14 protein-coding genes and 2 pseudogenes are annotated in these 16903 nt (G+C 73.3%); 12 read left to right on the top strand and 4 right to left on the bottom strand.

Annotated features, from left to right (window positions below; all coding sequences use genetic code 11):
• From ACGFYN_RS07540 to ACGFYN_RS07525, 4 genes are read left to right on the top strand one after another with little or no spacing between them, the layout of a single operon-like run.
• Window positions 1-927, top strand: a complete 927-nt coding sequence (locus tag ACGFYN_RS07540; RefSeq protein WP_393864878.1) for a hypothetical protein — start codon at window positions 1-3, stop codon at window positions 925-927.
• A complete protein-coding gene (locus ACGFYN_RS07535; RefSeq protein ID WP_393864803.1) occupies window positions 924-1148 on the top strand; it encodes a Trm112 family protein in 225 nt (74 codons plus the stop codon). The genes ACGFYN_RS07540 and ACGFYN_RS07535 overlap by 4 nt, the downstream gene beginning before the upstream one ends.
• Complete coding sequence (locus ACGFYN_RS07530; protein WP_393864802.1) at window positions 1148-1984, top strand: FkbM family methyltransferase; 837 nt, start codon at window positions 1148-1150, stop codon at window positions 1982-1984. Before ACGFYN_RS07535 ends, ACGFYN_RS07530 begins: the two co-directional genes overlap by 1 nt.
• Window positions 1950-2549 (top strand): hypothetical protein, encoded by a 600-nt coding sequence (locus ACGFYN_RS07525; protein WP_393864801.1) that lies wholly within the window; start codon window positions 1950-1952, stop codon window positions 2547-2549. The genes ACGFYN_RS07530 and ACGFYN_RS07525 overlap by 35 nt, the downstream gene beginning before the upstream one ends.
• A gap of 13 nt (window positions 2550-2562) precedes the next feature.
• On the opposite strand, the gene ACGFYN_RS07520 is transcribed toward ACGFYN_RS07525, so the two are convergent.
• On the bottom strand, window positions 2563-3432 hold the full coding sequence (locus ACGFYN_RS07520; protein ID WP_393864800.1) for a RimK family alpha-L-glutamate ligase: 870 nt from the start codon (window positions 3430-3432) through the stop codon (window positions 2563-2565).
• 166 nt (window positions 3433-3598) lie between these two features.
• Here ACGFYN_RS07520 and ACGFYN_RS07515 point away from each other — a divergent pair, with 166 nt between their 5' ends.
• From ACGFYN_RS07515 to ACGFYN_RS07505, 3 genes are all read left to right on the top strand, one after another.
• Window positions 3599-4642, top strand: a complete 1044-nt coding sequence (locus ACGFYN_RS07515) for a MerR family transcriptional regulator (RefSeq protein ID WP_393864877.1) — start codon at window positions 3599-3601, stop codon at window positions 4640-4642.
• 71 nt (window positions 4643-4713) lie between these two features.
• A complete protein-coding gene (locus tag ACGFYN_RS07510; protein ID WP_393864799.1) occupies window positions 4714-6159 on the top strand; it encodes an acyl-CoA synthetase in 1446 nt (481 codons plus the stop codon).
• Window positions 6152-7507 carry a carboxyl transferase domain-containing protein gene (locus tag ACGFYN_RS07505; RefSeq protein ID WP_393864798.1) on the top strand — a complete coding sequence of 452 codons (1356 nt, stop codon included), beginning with the start codon at window positions 6152-6154 and terminating at the stop codon, window positions 7505-7507. The genes ACGFYN_RS07510 and ACGFYN_RS07505 overlap by 8 nt, the downstream gene beginning before the upstream one ends.
• On the opposite strand, the pseudogene ACGFYN_RS07500 reads toward ACGFYN_RS07505, so the two are convergent.
• Window positions 7482-10292 (bottom strand): annotated as a pseudogene (locus ACGFYN_RS07500) (S8 family serine peptidase); the annotation flags it as partial. The gene ACGFYN_RS07505 and the pseudogene ACGFYN_RS07500 overlap by 26 nt on opposite strands.
• A 47-nt stretch (window positions 10293-10339) precedes the next feature.
• On the opposite strand from ACGFYN_RS07500, the gene ACGFYN_RS07495 reads away from it, so the two are divergent.
• The 3 genes and pseudogenes from ACGFYN_RS07495 to ACGFYN_RS07485 all read left to right on the top strand — a co-directional run bounded on the left by ACGFYN_RS07495 (window position 10340) and on the right by ACGFYN_RS07485 (window position 13219).
• Window positions 10340-10507 (top strand): hypothetical protein, encoded by a 168-nt coding sequence (locus ACGFYN_RS07495; protein WP_393864797.1) that lies wholly within the window; start codon window positions 10340-10342, stop codon window positions 10505-10507.
• A gap of 189 nt (window positions 10508-10696) precedes the next feature.
• Window positions 10697-11737, top strand: coding sequence for a rod shape-determining protein (locus ACGFYN_RS07490; protein ID WP_393864796.1), 1041 nt, complete (start codon window positions 10697-10699; stop codon window positions 11735-11737).
• A gap of 19 nt (window positions 11738-11756) precedes the next feature.
• Window positions 11757-13219: pseudogene (locus ACGFYN_RS07485) on the top strand (GAF domain-containing protein).
• 111 nt (window positions 13220-13330) lie between these two features.
• Here ACGFYN_RS07485 and ACGFYN_RS07480 read toward each other — a convergent pair.
• Both ACGFYN_RS07480 and ACGFYN_RS07475 read right to left on the bottom strand, forming a co-directional pair.
• The gene (locus ACGFYN_RS07480; protein WP_393864795.1) at window positions 13331-14296 is read right to left on the bottom strand and encodes an anti-sigma factor RsbA family regulatory protein; all 966 of its coding nucleotides are present in this window, start codon (window positions 14294-14296) and stop codon (window positions 13331-13333) included.
• The gene (locus ACGFYN_RS07475; protein ID WP_393864794.1) at window positions 14293-14688 is read right to left on the bottom strand and encodes an STAS domain-containing protein; all 396 of its coding nucleotides are present in this window, start codon (window positions 14686-14688) and stop codon (window positions 14293-14295) included. Before ACGFYN_RS07475 ends, ACGFYN_RS07480 begins: the two co-directional genes overlap by 4 nt.
• 237 nt (window positions 14689-14925) lie before the next feature.
• On the opposite strand from ACGFYN_RS07475, the gene ACGFYN_RS07470 reads away from it, so the two are divergent.
• Window positions 14926-15612 carry an ANTAR domain-containing protein gene (locus ACGFYN_RS07470; RefSeq protein ID WP_393864793.1) on the top strand — a complete coding sequence of 229 codons (687 nt, stop codon included), beginning with the start codon at window positions 14926-14928 and terminating at the stop codon, window positions 15610-15612.
• A gap of 499 nt (window positions 15613-16111) precedes the next feature.
• The gene (locus ACGFYN_RS07465) at window positions 16112-16807 is read left to right on the top strand and encodes a hypothetical protein (protein ID WP_393864792.1); all 696 of its coding nucleotides are present in this window, start codon (window positions 16112-16114) and stop codon (window positions 16805-16807) included.
• Window positions 16808-16903 lie beyond the last annotated feature (96 nt).

Genomic DNA, 16903 nt, shown 5'->3' with positions numbered 1-16903 from the left:
GTGGCCGCGGCCCTGATGGCGAACACCCTGTACAGCCTCGGTTTCGTCCTGGAGAAACGGGCGCTCACCTCCCTCCCCGAGGTGACGATCCGTCAACCCGCCCGGCTGCTGCGGCTGGTGCTCGGCAGCCCGCTGTGGATCGGCGGCTCGCTGGCCCTGGCCGCCGGCTTCGGCGCGCAGCTCGTCGTCTACCGCACCCTGCCGATCGCCGCCGCCCAGGGCATCTTCGTCTCCGGCCTGGTCCTGCTCGTGCTGCTGTCGGCCCGGCTGCTGGGCGAGGAGACCACGGGCCGGGAGCGGTACGCGCTCGGCGCGATCCTCGCCGCGCTGCTCATGGTCGTGCTGTCGCTGAAGGAGGGCGGCGCGGGCGCCGACACGGTCAGCCGCAGCGCGCCGTACCCGCTGATCCTGCTGGTGTGCGTGCCGTCGCTGGCCTGCGGGGTGTGGCTCTACGGCGCCGCCGAGCGCCGCACCCGCAAACGGCACCGTGCGCCGACCACCGGCGTGGAGTACGGGGTGGCCGTGGGCCTGCTGTACGGGGTCAGCTCGCTCGCCATCAAGGGCGTGTCGAGCTACCTGCCGTACCTGACGAACGGCGGCCCGGGACACGCGGTGGCGGGCGTGCTGCACTCGCCGTACCCCTATCTCCTGCTGTTCACCGGCGCGTTCGGCCTGGTGATGTCGCAGGCCGCGCTGCAGCGCTGCCGGGCCTCGCTGATCGTGCCGGTGTGCACGACCGTGACCTGTCTGTTCACGGCCGTGCTCGGCACGCTCTCGTTCGGCGAGGCACTCCCGCACGACCCGCTGCGGCTCTCGCTGCGCCTGGCGGGCACCCTCCTCGCCGTCTCCGTCCTTCTGACCATGCCCAAACACGACGACCAGGCACCGCAACCCCCCATAGCCACCAAGGAGTTGACCCCTCCATGAAACCGGACGACCCACTGCTGCGCATCCTGGCGTGCCCGCTCGACAAGGGCCCGCTGCACCTGCTCGTGCCGGACGGGCCGACCGGCGGCGAGGCGCTCTACAACCCGCGCCTGCACCGCCGTTACCCGATCGTCGACGGCATCCCGCAGCTGCTGCCGTCGTCCGGGGAGCAGGTGTCGGACGACGAGCACGAGGCCCTGCTGGAGCGGATGGCCCGGTGATGACCCGTACCCTCGCCGCCCGCCTGGCCCCGCTGCTGCCCACCCGTCTGGTGGCCGCCACCGCCCGCGCGGTCTACCCGCGCTTCGAGCCCGAGCTCGCCCGGCTGGCCGACCTGTGCCCCTCCGGCTGCGGCACCGCCGTGGACGTGGGCGGCTGGTACGGCCCGTGGACCCGGCGCCTGGCCCGGCGGGCCCGCCAGGTCGTGACCGTCGAACCGGTCCCGCACCTGGCCGGACTGCTGTCCGCCACCGTCCCGGCCAACGTCCGCGTCGTCCGGGCCGCCGCCTCCGACCGCCCCGGCACCGCCCGCCTCTGGCTGCCGCCGGACGACGCCGGCGACCGGGGCGTGTCCTCCCTGGTCCGCAGGGACATCCACGCCCACGCCCTGCACGTCTCCTGCGTCACGCTCGACGAACTCGGCCTGCGCGACGTCGACTTCATCAAGATCGACGTGGACGGCAGCGAGCTCGCGGTGCTGCGCGGGGCGACCGGCCTGCTGGCCCGCGACCGCCCGGCTCTCTTCGTGGAGCTGGAGTCCCGCATCCAGCCGATCGCCCCCGTCGTCACCTACCTCTCCCTGCTCCGCTACGACGGCTGGGTGCTGCCCGGTTCGACCTGGGTGCCGCTGGCGAAGTTCCCGCTGGAGGCGCACCAGGCGAGCGTCGCGCACGTCGCCTCGCAGGGCCTGCTGAGCCGCGTCCTGCCCTTCCGCCGCCACCCGCGCTACGTCAACTCCGTCCTGTTCCTGCCGGACGGCCGCCGCCCCGGAGGAGAGGCAGTCGAACACGGCGTGCGCGACCATGGTTCCCATGCCGTCCGCCAAGCGCCCCGCTAGCCCGTTCACCCCGCTCGACTTCCAGCTGGTCCTCCTGCGCCGCATGGCCGACCACAATCCGGACCTGGTGGAGGACGCCCGGCATCAACTGGGCGTCTCCATCGCCGACATGAGAGAGGCCAACAAGCGCTGGCAGGCGATGCTGCACTCCCCCCGCGGGCGGGCGGCCGCCTCCCGCCACCGCTCGATCCTCGGCGCCCCCGAGTCCACACTCACCCGCAGGATCGGCGACCTGGACTGCGAGGCCCTGCTCTGGCCCGTCCCCCTCTGGCCCGACCTGCGCTTCGAGGTCCTGCTCGCACCGAACGGCGCCGTCTGGAACGAGTGGCTGATCCGCACCCCCGGTGCCCCGGGCCCGGACCTGAAGACCCTCGAAGACCTCACCCCCTGGTCCTGCACGGTCGACGAGGCGGCCCGCGCCTTCGCCCCCGCCCGCCCTCTGGAGGGCACGGCCCCGACCCGCTGGGGCCTGACCTTCACCGCGCCGGACGCGGCGGGAGCCCGGCGCCAGGTGGTGGCCGAGTTCACCTGGGGACTGCTTCAGCGCATCGCCGTGGACGGCTGACCGGCCATGGCCGCTACCCCGCAGCCGCCAGGATCGCGTCCCTGACCACGGCCACCGAGCCGGGATGCAGATCGAGGAACAGGTTCGGCTCGACGAGCTCCAGCTCCATCAGCATCGGCCGCCCGTCGTCCCCGTCGACGATGTCCACACGCGCGTACAGCAGCTCCGCGGCATCCGGTACGGCGGCCAGGGCGCGCTCGGCGACCGCGAGCTCCGCCGGGGTCGGGCTCCACGGGACCAGGTCCGGGTGGGCCACCTTGTCGGCGTCGTAGGCCGTGCCCGGCGCCAGCACGGCGCCCTTGCGGGAGGCGTGCAGGAACCGGCCGCCGAAGAACTGCAGCGCCCGCTCCCCGCTGACGTCGATGCCCGCCAGATAGGGCTGCACCATCGCGGTCAGCCCCTCCTCGTGCATGCGCGCGAGGTGCCGTACGGCCGTGTCGTGGCCGGCCGGCGTGTAGCGCGCGGCGTAGCGCGCGCCCGCGCCCGAGGCCGGCTTGACGACGTACTCGTGGTCGCCGGGCAGGTCGGGCGCGTCGCCGGGCGCGAGATAGCGGGTGGGCACGACGGGCACGCCGGCGCCGGCGAGATCGCCGAGGTAGCGCTTGTCGGTGTTCCAGCGCACCACCTCGGCCGGATTGGCGAGCCGGGTGACCGCGGCCGTCTTGTGCGCCCACGCCACGAACTCGTCCGCCCGCCAGCTGTAGTCCCAGGTCGACCGGATGACGACGAGGTCGAACGCTCCCCAGTCGGTGCCGGGGTCGTCCCACGGCACGCCGGCGGCGTCGGCCCCGGCCGCCCGCAGCTCCCGCACCAGCACCGGAAGGTCACGGTCCTTGCTGGGCCGCTCTCCGGGGTCGTAGGTGGCGAGTGCGACGCGGGGCACGGCGGTCTCCAGTCTCGTACGTCATCGCGTACGTCGTACGGCGGCGGATCACTGCGCAGGCTAACCGGACCACCCGCAACCGAACCAACCGGATTGACCTTCCCCTTTGGGCAGGCCCCAGCATCGGCGGCAGGAACACGGAGAGGACTTCGCAGTGCGGACGGACATGCTCACGATCGGTGCCTTCGCGCGGGCCAGCCGCCTGTCGCCGAAGGCCCTGCGGCTGTACGACGAGCTGGAGCTGCTGCGCCCGGCCCGGGTCGACCCGCACTCCGGCTACCGCTACTACGCGGTGGAGCAGCTGGAGCGGGCCCGGCTGGTGGCCTGGCTGCGGCGGCTGGGCATGCCGCTCGCCCGCATCCGTGAGATCTGCGCCCTCGGCCCGGCGGACGCGGCGCGGGAGATCCGCGCCTACTGGTCCCAGGTCGAGGCGGAGACGGCGGTGCGGCGGGACCTCGCCGCATTCCTCGTGGATCACCTGCTGGACGAACCGAGGAAGGACACCACCATGCTGGAGATGCGCTATTCCGTCCATTCGGACCGGGGCCGGGTCCGCCCCGCCAACCAGGACACGGCGTACGCGGGCACCCGGCTGCTCGCGGTCGCCGACGGATTCGGCCCCGCGGGCGCGCCCGCGAGCGGCGCGGCCGTCGAGGCGCTGAGGTTCCTGGACCGGGAGGAGCTGCCCGCGGGCGATGTCCTCAACCTCCTGGAGGACGCCGTGCGGGGCGCGACGGAGGCGGTCCGCGACGCGACGGAGGGCTCCGACGACAACGGCACGACCCTGACCGCCCTGCTCTGGACGGGCTCCCGCCTCGCCCTGGTCCACATCGGCGACAGCCGCGTCTATCTCCTGCGCGACCAGGCCCTGTTCCGCATCACCCACGACCACACCGTGGTCCAGTCGCTGATCGACGAGGGCCGTCTGACGCCGGAGGAGGCCACGACCCACCCCCAGCGCTCCCTCCTCCTCAAGGCCCTGGGCACCGCCGACCCGGACCTGCGCCTGCAGGACGCCGCGCCGGGCGACCGCTACCTCCTGTGCTCCGACGGACTGCCGGCCGTCCTCCCCGACGCGCGCATACGGCAGCTGCTCGCCGCCGGGACGCCGGACGAGGCCGTGGTCGCCCTGGTGGACGCGGCGAACGAGGCCGGCGGTCCGGACAACGTGAGCTGTGTGGTGGCGGACGTGGTGCGGACCGACGCCTGATCGTCGGCGGCGGGGCGGCTGGTGTAGGAACGGAGGTGTCGTTGCCGCCCCGCATGGATGGAGTGCTTCGCGTGTCCCCTCTCTTTGCCGCCCTGGAGAGCCCGATCGAGGAGGTCGCCCTCACGTTCGGCGACCGGACCCTGACCTACGCGGAGCTCGCCGCCGCGACCGGCGCCCTGGCCGCCCGGCTCCCGCTCGGGGGCCGGGTCGCCGTGTGGGCCACCCCCACCCTGGAGACCGCCGTGGCCGTGGTGGCGGCGCTGCGGGCCGGGGTGGCCGCGGTGCCGCTCAATCCGAAGTCGGGCGAGAAGGAGCTCGGGCACATCCTGTCCGACAGCGCCCCTGCCGCGGTGCTGGCCTCCGAGTCCGATGAACTCCCGAACGGCGTACGGGACTTGCCGCGCGTCGAGGTGGACGTGCACGGCACCGGGAGCCCCGCCCCCGCCCCGTCCGCCGTCGACGAGGACCCCGCCCTGATCGTCTACACCTCCGGCACCACCGGCCCGCCCAAGGGTGCCGTCATCCCCCGCCTGGCCGTCGCCACGACGCTGGACGCGCTCGCCGACGCCTGGCGGTGGACCGGCGACGACGTGCTCGTGCACGGGCTGCCGCTGTTCCATGTGCACGGCCTGGTGCTGGGCATCCTGGGCCCGCTGCGCCGCGGCGGCTCCGTCCGCCACCTCGGCCGGTTCTCCACCGAGGGCGTGACACGCGAGCTGAACGACGGCGCGACCATGCTGTTCGGGGTGCCGACGATGTACCACCGGATCGCTCAAGCTCTGCCGCAGGACACGGAGCTGGCCAAGGCGCTCGGCCGGGCCCGGCTGCTCGTCTCCGGCTCCGCCGCCCTCCCGGTCCACGACCACGAGCGCATCACGGCCGCGACGGGACGGCGGGTCGTCGAGCGGTACGGCATGACCGAGACCCTGATGAACACCAGCGTGCGGGCGGACGGCGAGGCTCGTGCCGGAACGGTCGGCGTACCGCTGCCCGGTGTCGAACTGCGGCTCGTGGAGGAGGACGGGTCGCCGATCACCTCCTGCGACGCGGAGACCGTGGGCGAGATCCAGGTACGCGGCCCGAACCTGTTCACCGGGTACCTGAACCGGCCCGACGCGACGACGGCGGCCTTCACCGCGGACGGCTGGTTCCGCACCGGCGACATGGCGGTACGCGATCACGACGGCTACGTCCGCATCGTCGGCCGCAAGGCCACCGACCTGATCAAGAGCGGGGGTTACAAGATCGGGGCGGGCGAGATCGAGAACGCGCTGCTGGAGCATCCGGGGGTGCGGGAGGCGGCCGTCACCGGGGAGCCCGACGCGGATCTGGGTGAGCGGATCGTGGCCTGGGTGGTCCCGGCGGATCCCCAAGCCCCTCCGACCGCGGCGGAGTTGGCGGACCACGTGGCCGGACGTCTCGCCCCGCACAAGCGCCCGCGCGTCGTCCACCACCTCGAAGCCCTGCCCCGCAACGACATGGGGAAGATCATGAAGCGGGCGCTGACCCGTGACTGAGCGCCTCTCCGCCCGCGCGTTCCTGGCGCTCGTCGCGGACGACTCCACCTTCGCCGAACTGCGCTACCCGGCACGGGACTCCGGGCCTGACGGGCCACTCGCCTGGGAGGGCTACGACGCCTCGCGCGCCCGCGCCGCCGAGCGCACCGGCGAGCAGGAGTCCGTGGTGTGCGGCACGGCGAGCGTCGCGGGCACACGGGCGGTACTCGTCGCCTTCGAGTTCGGCTTCCTCGGCGGCTCGCTCGGCGAGCGCACCGGCGACCGGCTGGAGGCGGCGTACACCCACGCCCGTGAACAGCGGCTGCCGGTCGTCCCGTTGGTCGCCACGGGCGGCAGCCGGATGCAGGAGGGCATGCTCGCGCTGACCCAGCTCCAGCGGGTGGCGAGGCAGTCGGCGCTCACCAGGGCGGCGGGGCTCGCCCAGATCGCCGTACTGCGGGACCCGACGACCGGCGGCGGCTGGGCCACCCTGGGCGCGGGCGCCGACGTCATCCTCGCGCTGCCCGGCGCCCAGGTCGGCTTCGCCGGCTCCCGGGTACGGCCGCCGGACGCGGACCCGGCGGCGTACACGGCCGAGGCGCAGCTCGCGGCGGGGTCGGCGGACGCGGTGGTCCCGGCGACGGAACTGCGCGAGACGCTGGGCACATGGCTACGGCTGCTGACCTCACCGGCGAGCGAGGCTCCCGTGCCCGCGGCCCTCGGCTCGGCGGACCTTCCCGGGACCGGCTGGGAGGCGGTCCGGCGGGCCCGCTCCGCGCAACGCCCGCGCGCGCAGGCGTACTTGGATGCCTACTTCACCCGGCGCGCCGTCCTCAGCGGCGACCGCTGCGGCGGCATCGACCCCGGCGGCATGCTCTGCGGCTTCGGGGAGCACGAGGGCCGCACCGTCGCCTACGCCGCCCAGACCGGGACCCCGACCCGCCCCGCCGGCTACCGCACCGCCGCCCGGCTGATCCACCTCGCGGACCGGCTCGGCATCCCGGTGCTGACCCTGGTGGACACGCCGGGCGCGGCCAACGACGCGGAGGCGGAGCGGCAGGGCGCGGGCGCCGCGATCGCGGAGGTGTTCGCCGCGGTGGCGGCCGCCCGCACACCGGTCACCACGCTCGTCATCGGCGAGGGCGGCTCGGGCGGCGCGCTGGCGCTGGCCGCGCAGGGCAGCACCTGGGCCACCCCGGACAGCTACTTCTCCGTCATCGCCCCGGAGATGGCGGCCGCCATCCTGAAGCGGCCGCCCGCCCGGGCCGAATCCACCGCCGACCAACTCCGCATCCGGCCGCAGGACTTGGTGGAGCTGGGCGTCGTCCGGGGTGTCGTGGGGGCTACCGCACCCCCACCGCCCGGATGATCTCCTGCGTCACCGAGCCGCCGCGGTCGTCGTCCGCCGAGGCCCGCAGGGAGATGTACGAGGCATCGCGCGGCACGGTCAGCGTGCCGCGGCCGGCGGTGAGGGGCACCGCCCGCCAGGACGTCCCGTCGTCGTACGACACCTGGAGCGTCCGGTCGCCGATCGTGCCGGTTCCGGGCGCGCCCCGTACGTACTCCGCGTGGACGCCCACCGGCAGCCGTTTCCCGCCGGTCACGTCCCCCGCGAGGTTCGTGCCGACGTCGAAGCCGAGGTTGATCAGGGGCAGGAAGGTCCAGCGGCCGTCGGGCGTGGCCGCGGATCTGAAGGTCCACTCGGCGTGGCCCTTGGCCGACAGCTTCCAGCGGCCGGCGTCGAGTGCCGTGTCCGTGACGACCTTGTAGGTGTGCTCGTCGGCGGGCGCGTCGTAGACGTACGCGCCGGACCCCGTGCGCCGGTCGGCGAGCGTGCCGTCCAGGTAGACCTCGGTGGACTGTGACATGCCGCTGCCGTCGCTCCACACGTCCCCGAAGCCGGTGTGGTCGGGGCCCGAGTCGCCCCAGCCGGGGGTGTTGAACTGGAGCTGGTTCCCGGCGCGTTGCTGCCCCCAGCCGAGCCCGGTGCCGAGCCACGGGTGCCATACGGGCCGGAACCAGTTCAGCGTCCGGTGCGAGCCGCCGTCGTAGTCGACGAGTCCGCTGCGTTCCTCGAGGGCGCCGTCCGCGGCCGTCACCGACTCGTGCCAGAGCTGCCCGGGGCCGGTGGACACGTAGTCGGTGCGCTCGGCCGGGTAGTCGATCCGCTCCTGGAAGCCGAGGCCGATGGGGAAGGTGCCGGTGATCGAGTACCGGAACTCGCCGCCGTCCACCGGCTTCGCCGCGTGGAACCTCGTGTCCAGCGTGGCGAGTTCACGGCCGCTCGGCGCGTAGGTCAAGTCGCGGTCCGGCACGGCTCCGCGATGCCCCTGCGAAAGGTCGTACATGTAGGGGGTGTTGCGCGTGCCCGTCATGTCGACGCGTCCGGCCGCCCGCAGCCGTGCCGCGTCGGCGGCGTTCACCGTGGCGATCTGCAGCGGCCGGTCGCTGTCGTCGTCGTTGCCCCACCAGGTGTTGAGCCGCCCGGCAGCGTCGTCGGTCACGAACAGCGCCTTGGCGCCCGCGTCCTGCGCGGCCTGCGCGAGGGCGGACGGGTCGGCGCCGTCGGCGAGACGCGCGAGCACCGCCTTGCCGCGGACCCCGTCGAAGGGCCCGTCTCCCACGTCCACGAGCGGCAGTTCGGTGTGCCCCTCGACGAGCGTGCCGCCCGGCTGCACGACCGTCTCGCCGACGCCCTTGACCTCCAGCAGCGGCTTGCCCAGCCGCCACACGGTCCGGTACTCGAAGCCGCCCTGCGTGACCTTCGCGGTCGGCGCCGCGAAGACGCTGTCGTACTTGACGGGCACCTGGACGGCGCCGAACAGGTCGGAGCCCCCCGCGTCGCGGTCGTACTCCATGAGCAGCTGCCGGGTCTCGGTACGCCGCCCGACCACCGCCGTGACCTCCTTCAACTTACGTCCGTCGAGGGTGACTTCACGATCCCGGTCGAGGGTGATCTCGGGCGCCGCGAGGAAGCCGAGCCCGAGCGAGTCGGCGCCGTGGCTGCCGTGCACGTCGAGGAAGGAGGCCACGCTGTACGTCCCCGGCCGGAGCCGCAGGGTCAGCGTGCCGGAGTCGCCGACGTGGGCCGGCGTCGCGTCCGCGCCCTCGGCCAGCTTCTGCACCACGAGGTCGGCGGGGGTCGCGGCGCCGTCGCGGTCCTTCACATGGACGGTGAGCGTGTACCGCTCCTCCTCCTTGACCAGCCCGAACGCGGTGTGCGCGACCGGCGTCCCGGCGACGGAGGCCACGATCTGTCCGCTGGTGTTCCCCACCTCGGCCTTCGAGCCGTCGCCGGTGACGGTGGTGGACGCGGTGCCGTGCGCGGGGACGGTGAGAGTGCTGTCGGCGAGCGTGGCGACACCGGCGGGAGCACCTTCGACGGTGAGACTCAACTCCACATTGCTGTCGGAGGAGTTGGTGTACGTGACGGTCCTGGTGACCGGCGTGTTCGCCTGGTAGGGCCAGCTGTAGAACCCGAGGTCGGCGCTGCCGGTGGCGGTGATGTCGGCCTTGACGGCGGCGGGCACACTGACGCGGCCCGCACCGAGCTGGTAGGCGGACGCGTCGAGCCGCGCGGAGGTCGACATCAGGGCGTCCTTGAGCTGCGCGCCGGTCCAGTCGGGGTGCTCCTGGGCGAGCAGCGCGGCGACTCCGGCGACGTGGGGCGTCGCCATCGACGTACCGCTCATGGTGGTGTAGTAGCCGGTGCCGTCGACGAGTTGGGACCGTGCGGCGAGGATGGCGACGCCGGGCGCGGAGAGGTCGGGCTTGAGCGCGTTGTCGCCGTAGCGCGGCCCGGCGCTGGTGAAGTAGGCGGCCTGGTCGTCCGCGTCGACGGCCCCGACGGTGAGCGCGGCGTCGGCGGCGCCGGGCGAACCGATCGAGGAGGGGGCACCGGTGTTGCCCGCGGCGACGACGAAGAGGGCGCCCGTCTCCTTGGAGAGGGTGTCGACGGCCTGCGCCATGGGGTCGGTGCCGTCGCTGGGCTCGGTGGAGCCGAGGCTCATGGAGACGACCTTGGCGTGCACGTCCCGCGCGGCCCACTCCATGCCCGCGATGATCTGGGACTCACTGCCCGACCCCTGGTCGCTGAGGACCTTCCCGACGGCGAGGGTGGCCTCCGGGGCGACCCCATTCTCCCGACCCGGACTGCCTCCTACGCGCCCTGGGCTCCCCGGACGGAACCGCGTCCACGGGCGTGCTGATCGGTTCCACGGTCGCGGAGCTCACCTCCGCCCAGCAGCTCGGCCTGCGCTTCATCGGCCTGGCCCGCAATCCGACCATCGGCCAGAGCCCGCGCGAGGCGGACTGCGACGTGACCGTTTCCTCGCCGGCGCCCCTCCTGGAGGCGGCCCGCCCCTTATAGCTGCCCAGACAGACTTGTCTGGGATTTACATGGGATTTACATCGGTATATTTGCCGCAAAACCCCCATTCAGCGGCACCCCCGCCCGGCCCCCCATAAAAGGCGCTCCCCACCCCCGCAGCCGCACGATGCCTAATAAGGGCCCGCCACCCGGTGGCCTCCACGGTCTGCGCTTTCGGGAGGACCTTGTATGACCGCCAGTCTGGAGCAGCTGCGACGCTGTCATTTCGCCGTCGACCTGGGGGCGGCCCGGACCCGCGTCTACGTCAAGGGTTCCGGCCTCGTCGTCGACCAGCCGTCCGCCGCCGCCGTGAACACCCGTACCGGCGCCCTCATCGCCGTCGGCGAGTTCGCCGAGAAGATGAAGGGCCGCACCCCGGACTACATCCGCGTCGTCCGCCCGGTCTCCGGCGGCACCGTCGTCGACATCGAGATGGCGCAGCGCATGCTGCGGCAGCTGCTCGGCGACAAGATGCGCCGCACCCTGCGCCGCAAGCCCTTCCTGCGGGCCGCCGCCTGCACCCCGCACGACGCCGACCCGCTGGCCCGGCGGGCGGCCGTCGAGACACTCGTCGGGCTCGGCGCGCGCCGCGTGGAGCTCGTGGACACGCTCATCGCGGCCGCCGTGGGCTGCGGACTGCCCGTGGAGCAGCCCGAGGCCACCATGATCATGGTGTGCGGGGCGGCGGCCACCCAGGTCGCCGTGCTCTCGCTCGGCTCGATCGTGACCGCCGAGCGCATCCCCGTCGGCGGCGAGGCCGTCGACCACGCGATCGTCCAGCACCTGCGCCACGAGCACGAGTTGATGCTGCCCAGCCAGTCCGTACGGCCGCTGCAGATCGCCCTGTCCGGCAACGGGCTCACCCGCCAGGGGCCGGAGTCCACCGAGATCCACGGGCGCGACGTCGCCACCGGGCTCGCCCGCAGCGTGCGGGTCGACACCGCCGCGGTGCGCGACGCGATCGAGACCCCGCTGACCGCCGTGCTCGACGGCATCGGCCGGGTGCTGCGCGGCTGCCCGCCCGACCTGGTCGCCGACCTCGTCGACAGCGGGATCACGATGGTGGGCGGCAGCGCGCTGCTGCCGGGCCTGGACCAGATGCTGCGCCAGGCCACCAAGCTGCCCGTGCACATCGCCGAACGGCCCGACATCTGCGCCGTCCAGGGTCTGGGCTACATGGTGGAGGGCAAGATCGAGCCGCTGATGCTCCAGCCGATCGCCGGCAAATGAGCTCCGGAAGCGGCACGGCATGGCCGGCACCCGCCTCCCGCCCCTGCTCGAGGCCGTCCTCAGCGTCGGTACCGACCTCGAACTGCGTACCACCCTCCAGCACATCGTGGACAGGGCGGCCGAACTGACCGGCGCCCGCCACGCGGCGCTCGACACCGTGGCCCCCGGCCGGGACGGGCTCACCGGGATCCGCACCCCCGGGGCCGCGCCGCGCTGCCCCGAGACCCTGCGCGTGCCCATCCGCGTCCAGGACGAGCACTTCGGCGACCTCCACCTCGCCGGGAAGCGGCACGCCGCGGCCTTCACCGGCGAGGACGAGCAACTGCTGCACGTCCTCGCCGCCCAGGCCGGCATCGCGATCGGAAACGCCCGTCTCTACGAGGCCGCCCGGCAGCGCGAGCGCTGGATCGAGGGCGCCGCGGCCGTCACCAACGCCCTGCTCACCGGCGAGAGCGCCGCCGACGCGCTGATGACCGTCGCCGAACACGCCCGGGTCCTCGCCGACGCGGCGGCGGGCGTGATCCTGCAGCGCACCGCCGAGGGCGGCATGGAGATCGTGACCGCGTCGACGTACGAGGACCCCGGCGACATCGTAGGTGCCGTCATCCAGCCCGGCAGCCCGGTCCTGGAACAACTCCTGGGCGGGGAACCGGTGTTCATCGACGACTCGGCGACCGATCCCCGGATGACCACGCATGTACGGCACCGGTTCGGGCCCAGCATGATGCTGCCGCTGGAGGCGGACGGTCGGCTCATCGGCACCCTCGCCCTGCCCCGCCGCCGCGGCGACCGGCCGTACACCGCCGTCGAGCGGCTGCTGGCCTGCCAGTTCGCCTACCAGGCGGCCGCCGCCCTCGTCCTCGCCGACGCGCAGCACAGCCGCGAGCGCCTCGCCGTCTACGAGGACCGCGACCGCATCGCGCGCGACCTGCACGATCTCGTCGTCCAGCGGCTGTTCGCCACCGGCATGATGCTGGAGTCCACCCAGCGCAGAAGCCCCGAAGGCGACGTCCAGGAGACCCTCGCCCGAGCCGTCGACGAGCTCCGGTCGACCGTCCAGGAGGTCCGTACGGCGATCTTCGCGCTCCAGCAGCCGCCCGCCGACGCGCCGACCACCTTCCGCGGCAGGGTGCTCAGGGAGACGGCGGGCGCGGCGGCCCTGCTCGGCTTCCAGCCGTCCACGCGGTTCACCGGCCCCGTCGACAGCCGTGTCCCGGACCAGGCCGCGACCCGCCTCCTCACCGCCCTGCGCCGCGCCCTCGCCGCCGCCTCCCGCCCCCCGGCGTCTCCCGTATCGAGGTCACCGTGGACGTGACGGCCGGGCTCCCGGACGGCCTCGACGGCGTACGGCTGACGGTGCGCGACGACGGGATCGCCGAGGACGGGGAGGGCCGGCAGCGCGGAGAGGACGAGGGTGGGCAGGCCGGGAGCGGGGAGGACGGGGTCACGGGCTCGACCATGACGTGGCAGGCCCCGCTGTGACCTGTGACAGGTGACCTGTGACCTGTGACCTGTGACAGGTGACAGGTGACAGGTGACAGGTGACAGGTGACAGGCGACAGGTGTCCGGCCGTGAACGGCGGGCGCGCGTCGTCAGCGGGCGAACCAGCAGCGGACCGTGGTGCCGCCGGGCCCGGTGTGCACGCGGACGAGGTCCGCGATGAGGTTGACCATGAGCAGCCCGCGGCCGCCGCGCTGCTCGCGCGCGGCGGGCCGGCGTCCGGCCAGCGGATCGGTGAGGTGGCCCTTGTCGCGCACCTCGCACACCACGTGCCCGTCCTCGGCCCACAGCGCGAGCGTGCCCGAACCGCCGCCGTGCACCACGCTGTTGGTGGTCAGCTCGGCGGTGACCAGCGCCAGGTCCTCCCGCCGGGCGGACGTCAGGCCGAGCCGCGTGCCCTCGTCGACCGCGAAGTGCCGCGCCTCGCTGAGGGACTCCTTCTCGAAGCGGTAGGCCGGCACGTCCGCGGCGGGCGGCAGCGGCCGGTTGTAGCGGGCCACGACGTCCGCGGGGGCGTAGGCCCGGCTGTCCTCCGCACGCCCGGACCCGGCCCGCACGACGGTGGGGTGGGTCGCGTGCGCGTCGGCGATGACGTGCGGGGCCAGCCGCCGGGTGTCGTACGGGCACAGGATGGTGGCGCTGCGGCCGCGGAAGGCGTCGTTGATCAGCGCCTCGTGCTGGACGCAGGCGGGGTACTCGTCGGGCCCGCGGCCGGCCCAGACCGGCTCGCCGACGATGCTGACGCGGGTGCCGGGCGGCTGCGCGTCGGCGAATGCGCGCAGCACACCGGGGATGATCCGGCCGGGGTTGCGCCCGGCCTCGCGCATGTCCACGAACCGCACGGCGCCGGCGTTGGCGTCCGCGCCCAGCCCGTCCCGTATCAGTGCGAGGTTCTCGGTGGGCACGGCCACCGCGACGGGCCCGCCGACGGCGAGGGCGTCACGTATGAAGGGCAGCGTGCCCGCGAGGTACTCGTGCTCGTCGGCGTAGAAGAGGGCCGGGTGCACGAACGGATCGACGGCGGTGAGCGTCCCGGGTTGCGGCTCGGTCAGGCTCATGACGTCACCACCTCGATCGTTCGCAGATCCGGCCAGAACAGGTCCAGCAGCCGGCACAGGGTGAGCGGTGGTTCGTGCAGCACGAGTCTCCTGCCGTCCTGAAGCGTCCGGGCCGCTGCCGCAAGCGCCCCCGCGCCCGCCACGTCGACGAAGGTCACGGCGGACAGCTCCAGTCGGTACATCCGGCCACCCTCACGCAGGGCCCGCGCCAGCGCGCTCTCCCAGTCGGCGTGCGTCGCGAGGCTCACTTCCCCGGACAGCTTCAGCCCGGTCCGTCCGGGCAGCGGGGCCACCCTCAGCCCGCGCTCGGGGCGGGCGGCGCCGGGCACTGTCCGTTGCCGGATGTCCACGGTGTTCCCCCTGTCCAGCCTGCTTCCCGGACGTTGGTCCATGTACGGCTCATGTACCCCGGGGCACGGCCGGCATTCCCGTGCCGCGAAGGCCGCCCGGCATTCCCGGATCCAGGTTTACCGGGCGAAGACGGGGCCATGCGAAAGGAAGCACCGCCGGGTCCCCGCGGAGCTGAGTCCACGGTGGCTCCCCGGCCGGAAGCCGGCGGCGACAGGACACGTGACGTCACACGCGTGAATCACGTGACGTGCGCGGTCGGCGACCATCGAGGCGGGGACATGACCTCAGCGACACACCCACATCTCGCGAGGCGGCCGAACACCCTGGTCATTGACGGCCGCGTGGACGCGGGCCGGGCCGTTCTCACTCCGCGCGGAGAACTCGTCAACGGATGTGCGGACACTCTGTCCAGGACTCTGCAGGACCTGCCCGCGGACACCAGCCGGCTCGACATGGACATGCGCAGGGTCGTCTTCATGGACACGGCGGGCCTGCAGTTCCTGAGTCTTCTGTGCTCCTACGGCCACCGGCACCGCATAACGGTGCGGACGGCGCACTGGAGCGGCCAGCCGCGCCGCATCCTGGAGCTCGCCGGCCTGGATACCAAGGACCCTCTGCACCGGACGGAACACTCGGCCGCCCGGGAACCCGGCTCCCCCGCCGCCTCGGCGGTGGCCCTGGAGCGCGAGGAGCAGCTGGACTGCCTGCGCGAGGAGGTCCGTCAGCTGCGCCAGGCGATCGTCTCCCGCCCGGTCGTCGACCAGGCGCGCGGCGTTCTGATGGCCACCCATTCCTGCACCGCCGACGAGGCGTGGAACATCCTGCGCGAGGCCTCCCAGATCTCCAACACCAAGCTGCGCATTGTCGCCTCGACGGTCACGGCGGTCGCGGGGGGCGACGGCACGGATCCACCCGAGGAACTGCGCCTGGCCCTGCGCACCGCGATCGCGCACTGTCTGCGCTGACCTCTCAGTACGCCGGCAGACGTCTCAGTACGTAGGCACCGCCTCAGTACGTAGGGACCGTCTCAGTACGCCGGCACCCGTCTCAGTACGGCAGCACCCGTCCCGAAGGCGTCCTGCGGTCGATCGGGGTGTCGCGGGGCGAGCTGGGCCGGCGGATGACGCGGACGCGGATCTGGCGGTTCATGACGCCCTCCTCGGGTCTGTCGGCCTGCTGGCTGATGTGAACCAGCCTGGTCCGCGCGGCCCTCCGGCACATCGTGCCCACGGAGGCATCTGCACTGCCTCCGCAGCAGGAGCGGGCCCGCCGTCCGCTACTCCCCAGGGAGGAGGCGCCCCTTAGGCGCCTCTCCCTCTCTTCTTCTCCTGCGGCCCGCCCCCTGTAACCCGCTGACCGTTCAACGATCGTTTTTTGGCCGATAAACGATCGTTGAGAGAGGCGAAAGTACCTCTAGGCTGCGAGGCGCCACACACAGCTGTCGACCCCGGGCTCAGGGAACGCATGACGAAGCACATGGTGGAGCCGCCCACACATCTCCCCGAGACCCTTCGGCGTCTCGAGACACTCGCCGAGGAGCAGGGCCTGACCCCGTCGGACCTGCTCGACCCGCGCGAACTGGCCGCCAGGACGGCCCTGCCCGAAGGCACCGTGCGCATCCTGCTGTCGGGCGGCGCCACCCCGGCCGACAAGGTCAACGACCGTGTCTGCGCCCGCCTGAGAACCCTCGCCGACGCCCATCTGGCCCGTACCGGCGGCCGGATGTCGGATCTCGCGGCCGACGTGCGCGAGCACCTGGGCGTCTCGGAGTACTGGGCCCGCCAGGTCTGCGCCGGCAAGAAGGTGCCCAGCGTCGAATTCCTGCATGGCCTGGTGGAGTTCTTCGGTGTCGAGGGCGGCGAGGCGTTCTTCACCGCACCGGCCGCCGACGCCCTCGAACACGTACTGCTGCCCGCCCTGCGGACGTTGGAGCGCCGCTCCGAACAGCCGGATCCCGTACGGGCCTTGATGGACCGGTACGGCGTGCGGGCCGCGGACCTGCGACGCCACGGCGCGATGACCCCGGAGCAGCTGGACCGCCTGCTCGAGGGCGTCATCCGCTCGGCGGTCCCGCACGAGGCGCCGGCGCACGAAGTGCTGGAGAGGGACAGCCTCCGCACTTCGCGCTCACCCTCGGCGACCCCGTCATCGGCGAACTGATCAAGGACGCCGAGCCGCTCGGCGGTGTCGCGACCACCCGCAGCACGGCCAACCGCCGCCGCTACTACGAGAAGATGCTGTCCTGGCCCGACGGCT

The sequence above is a fragment of the Streptomyces sp. NPDC048419 genome, assembly GCF_043200415.1.
GTDB lineage: Bacteria > Actinomycetota > Actinomycetes > Streptomycetales > Streptomycetaceae > Streptomyces.
Note: the sequence above shows the minus strand (reverse complement) of the source record. Positions and strands in the feature narration are given on the sequence as shown.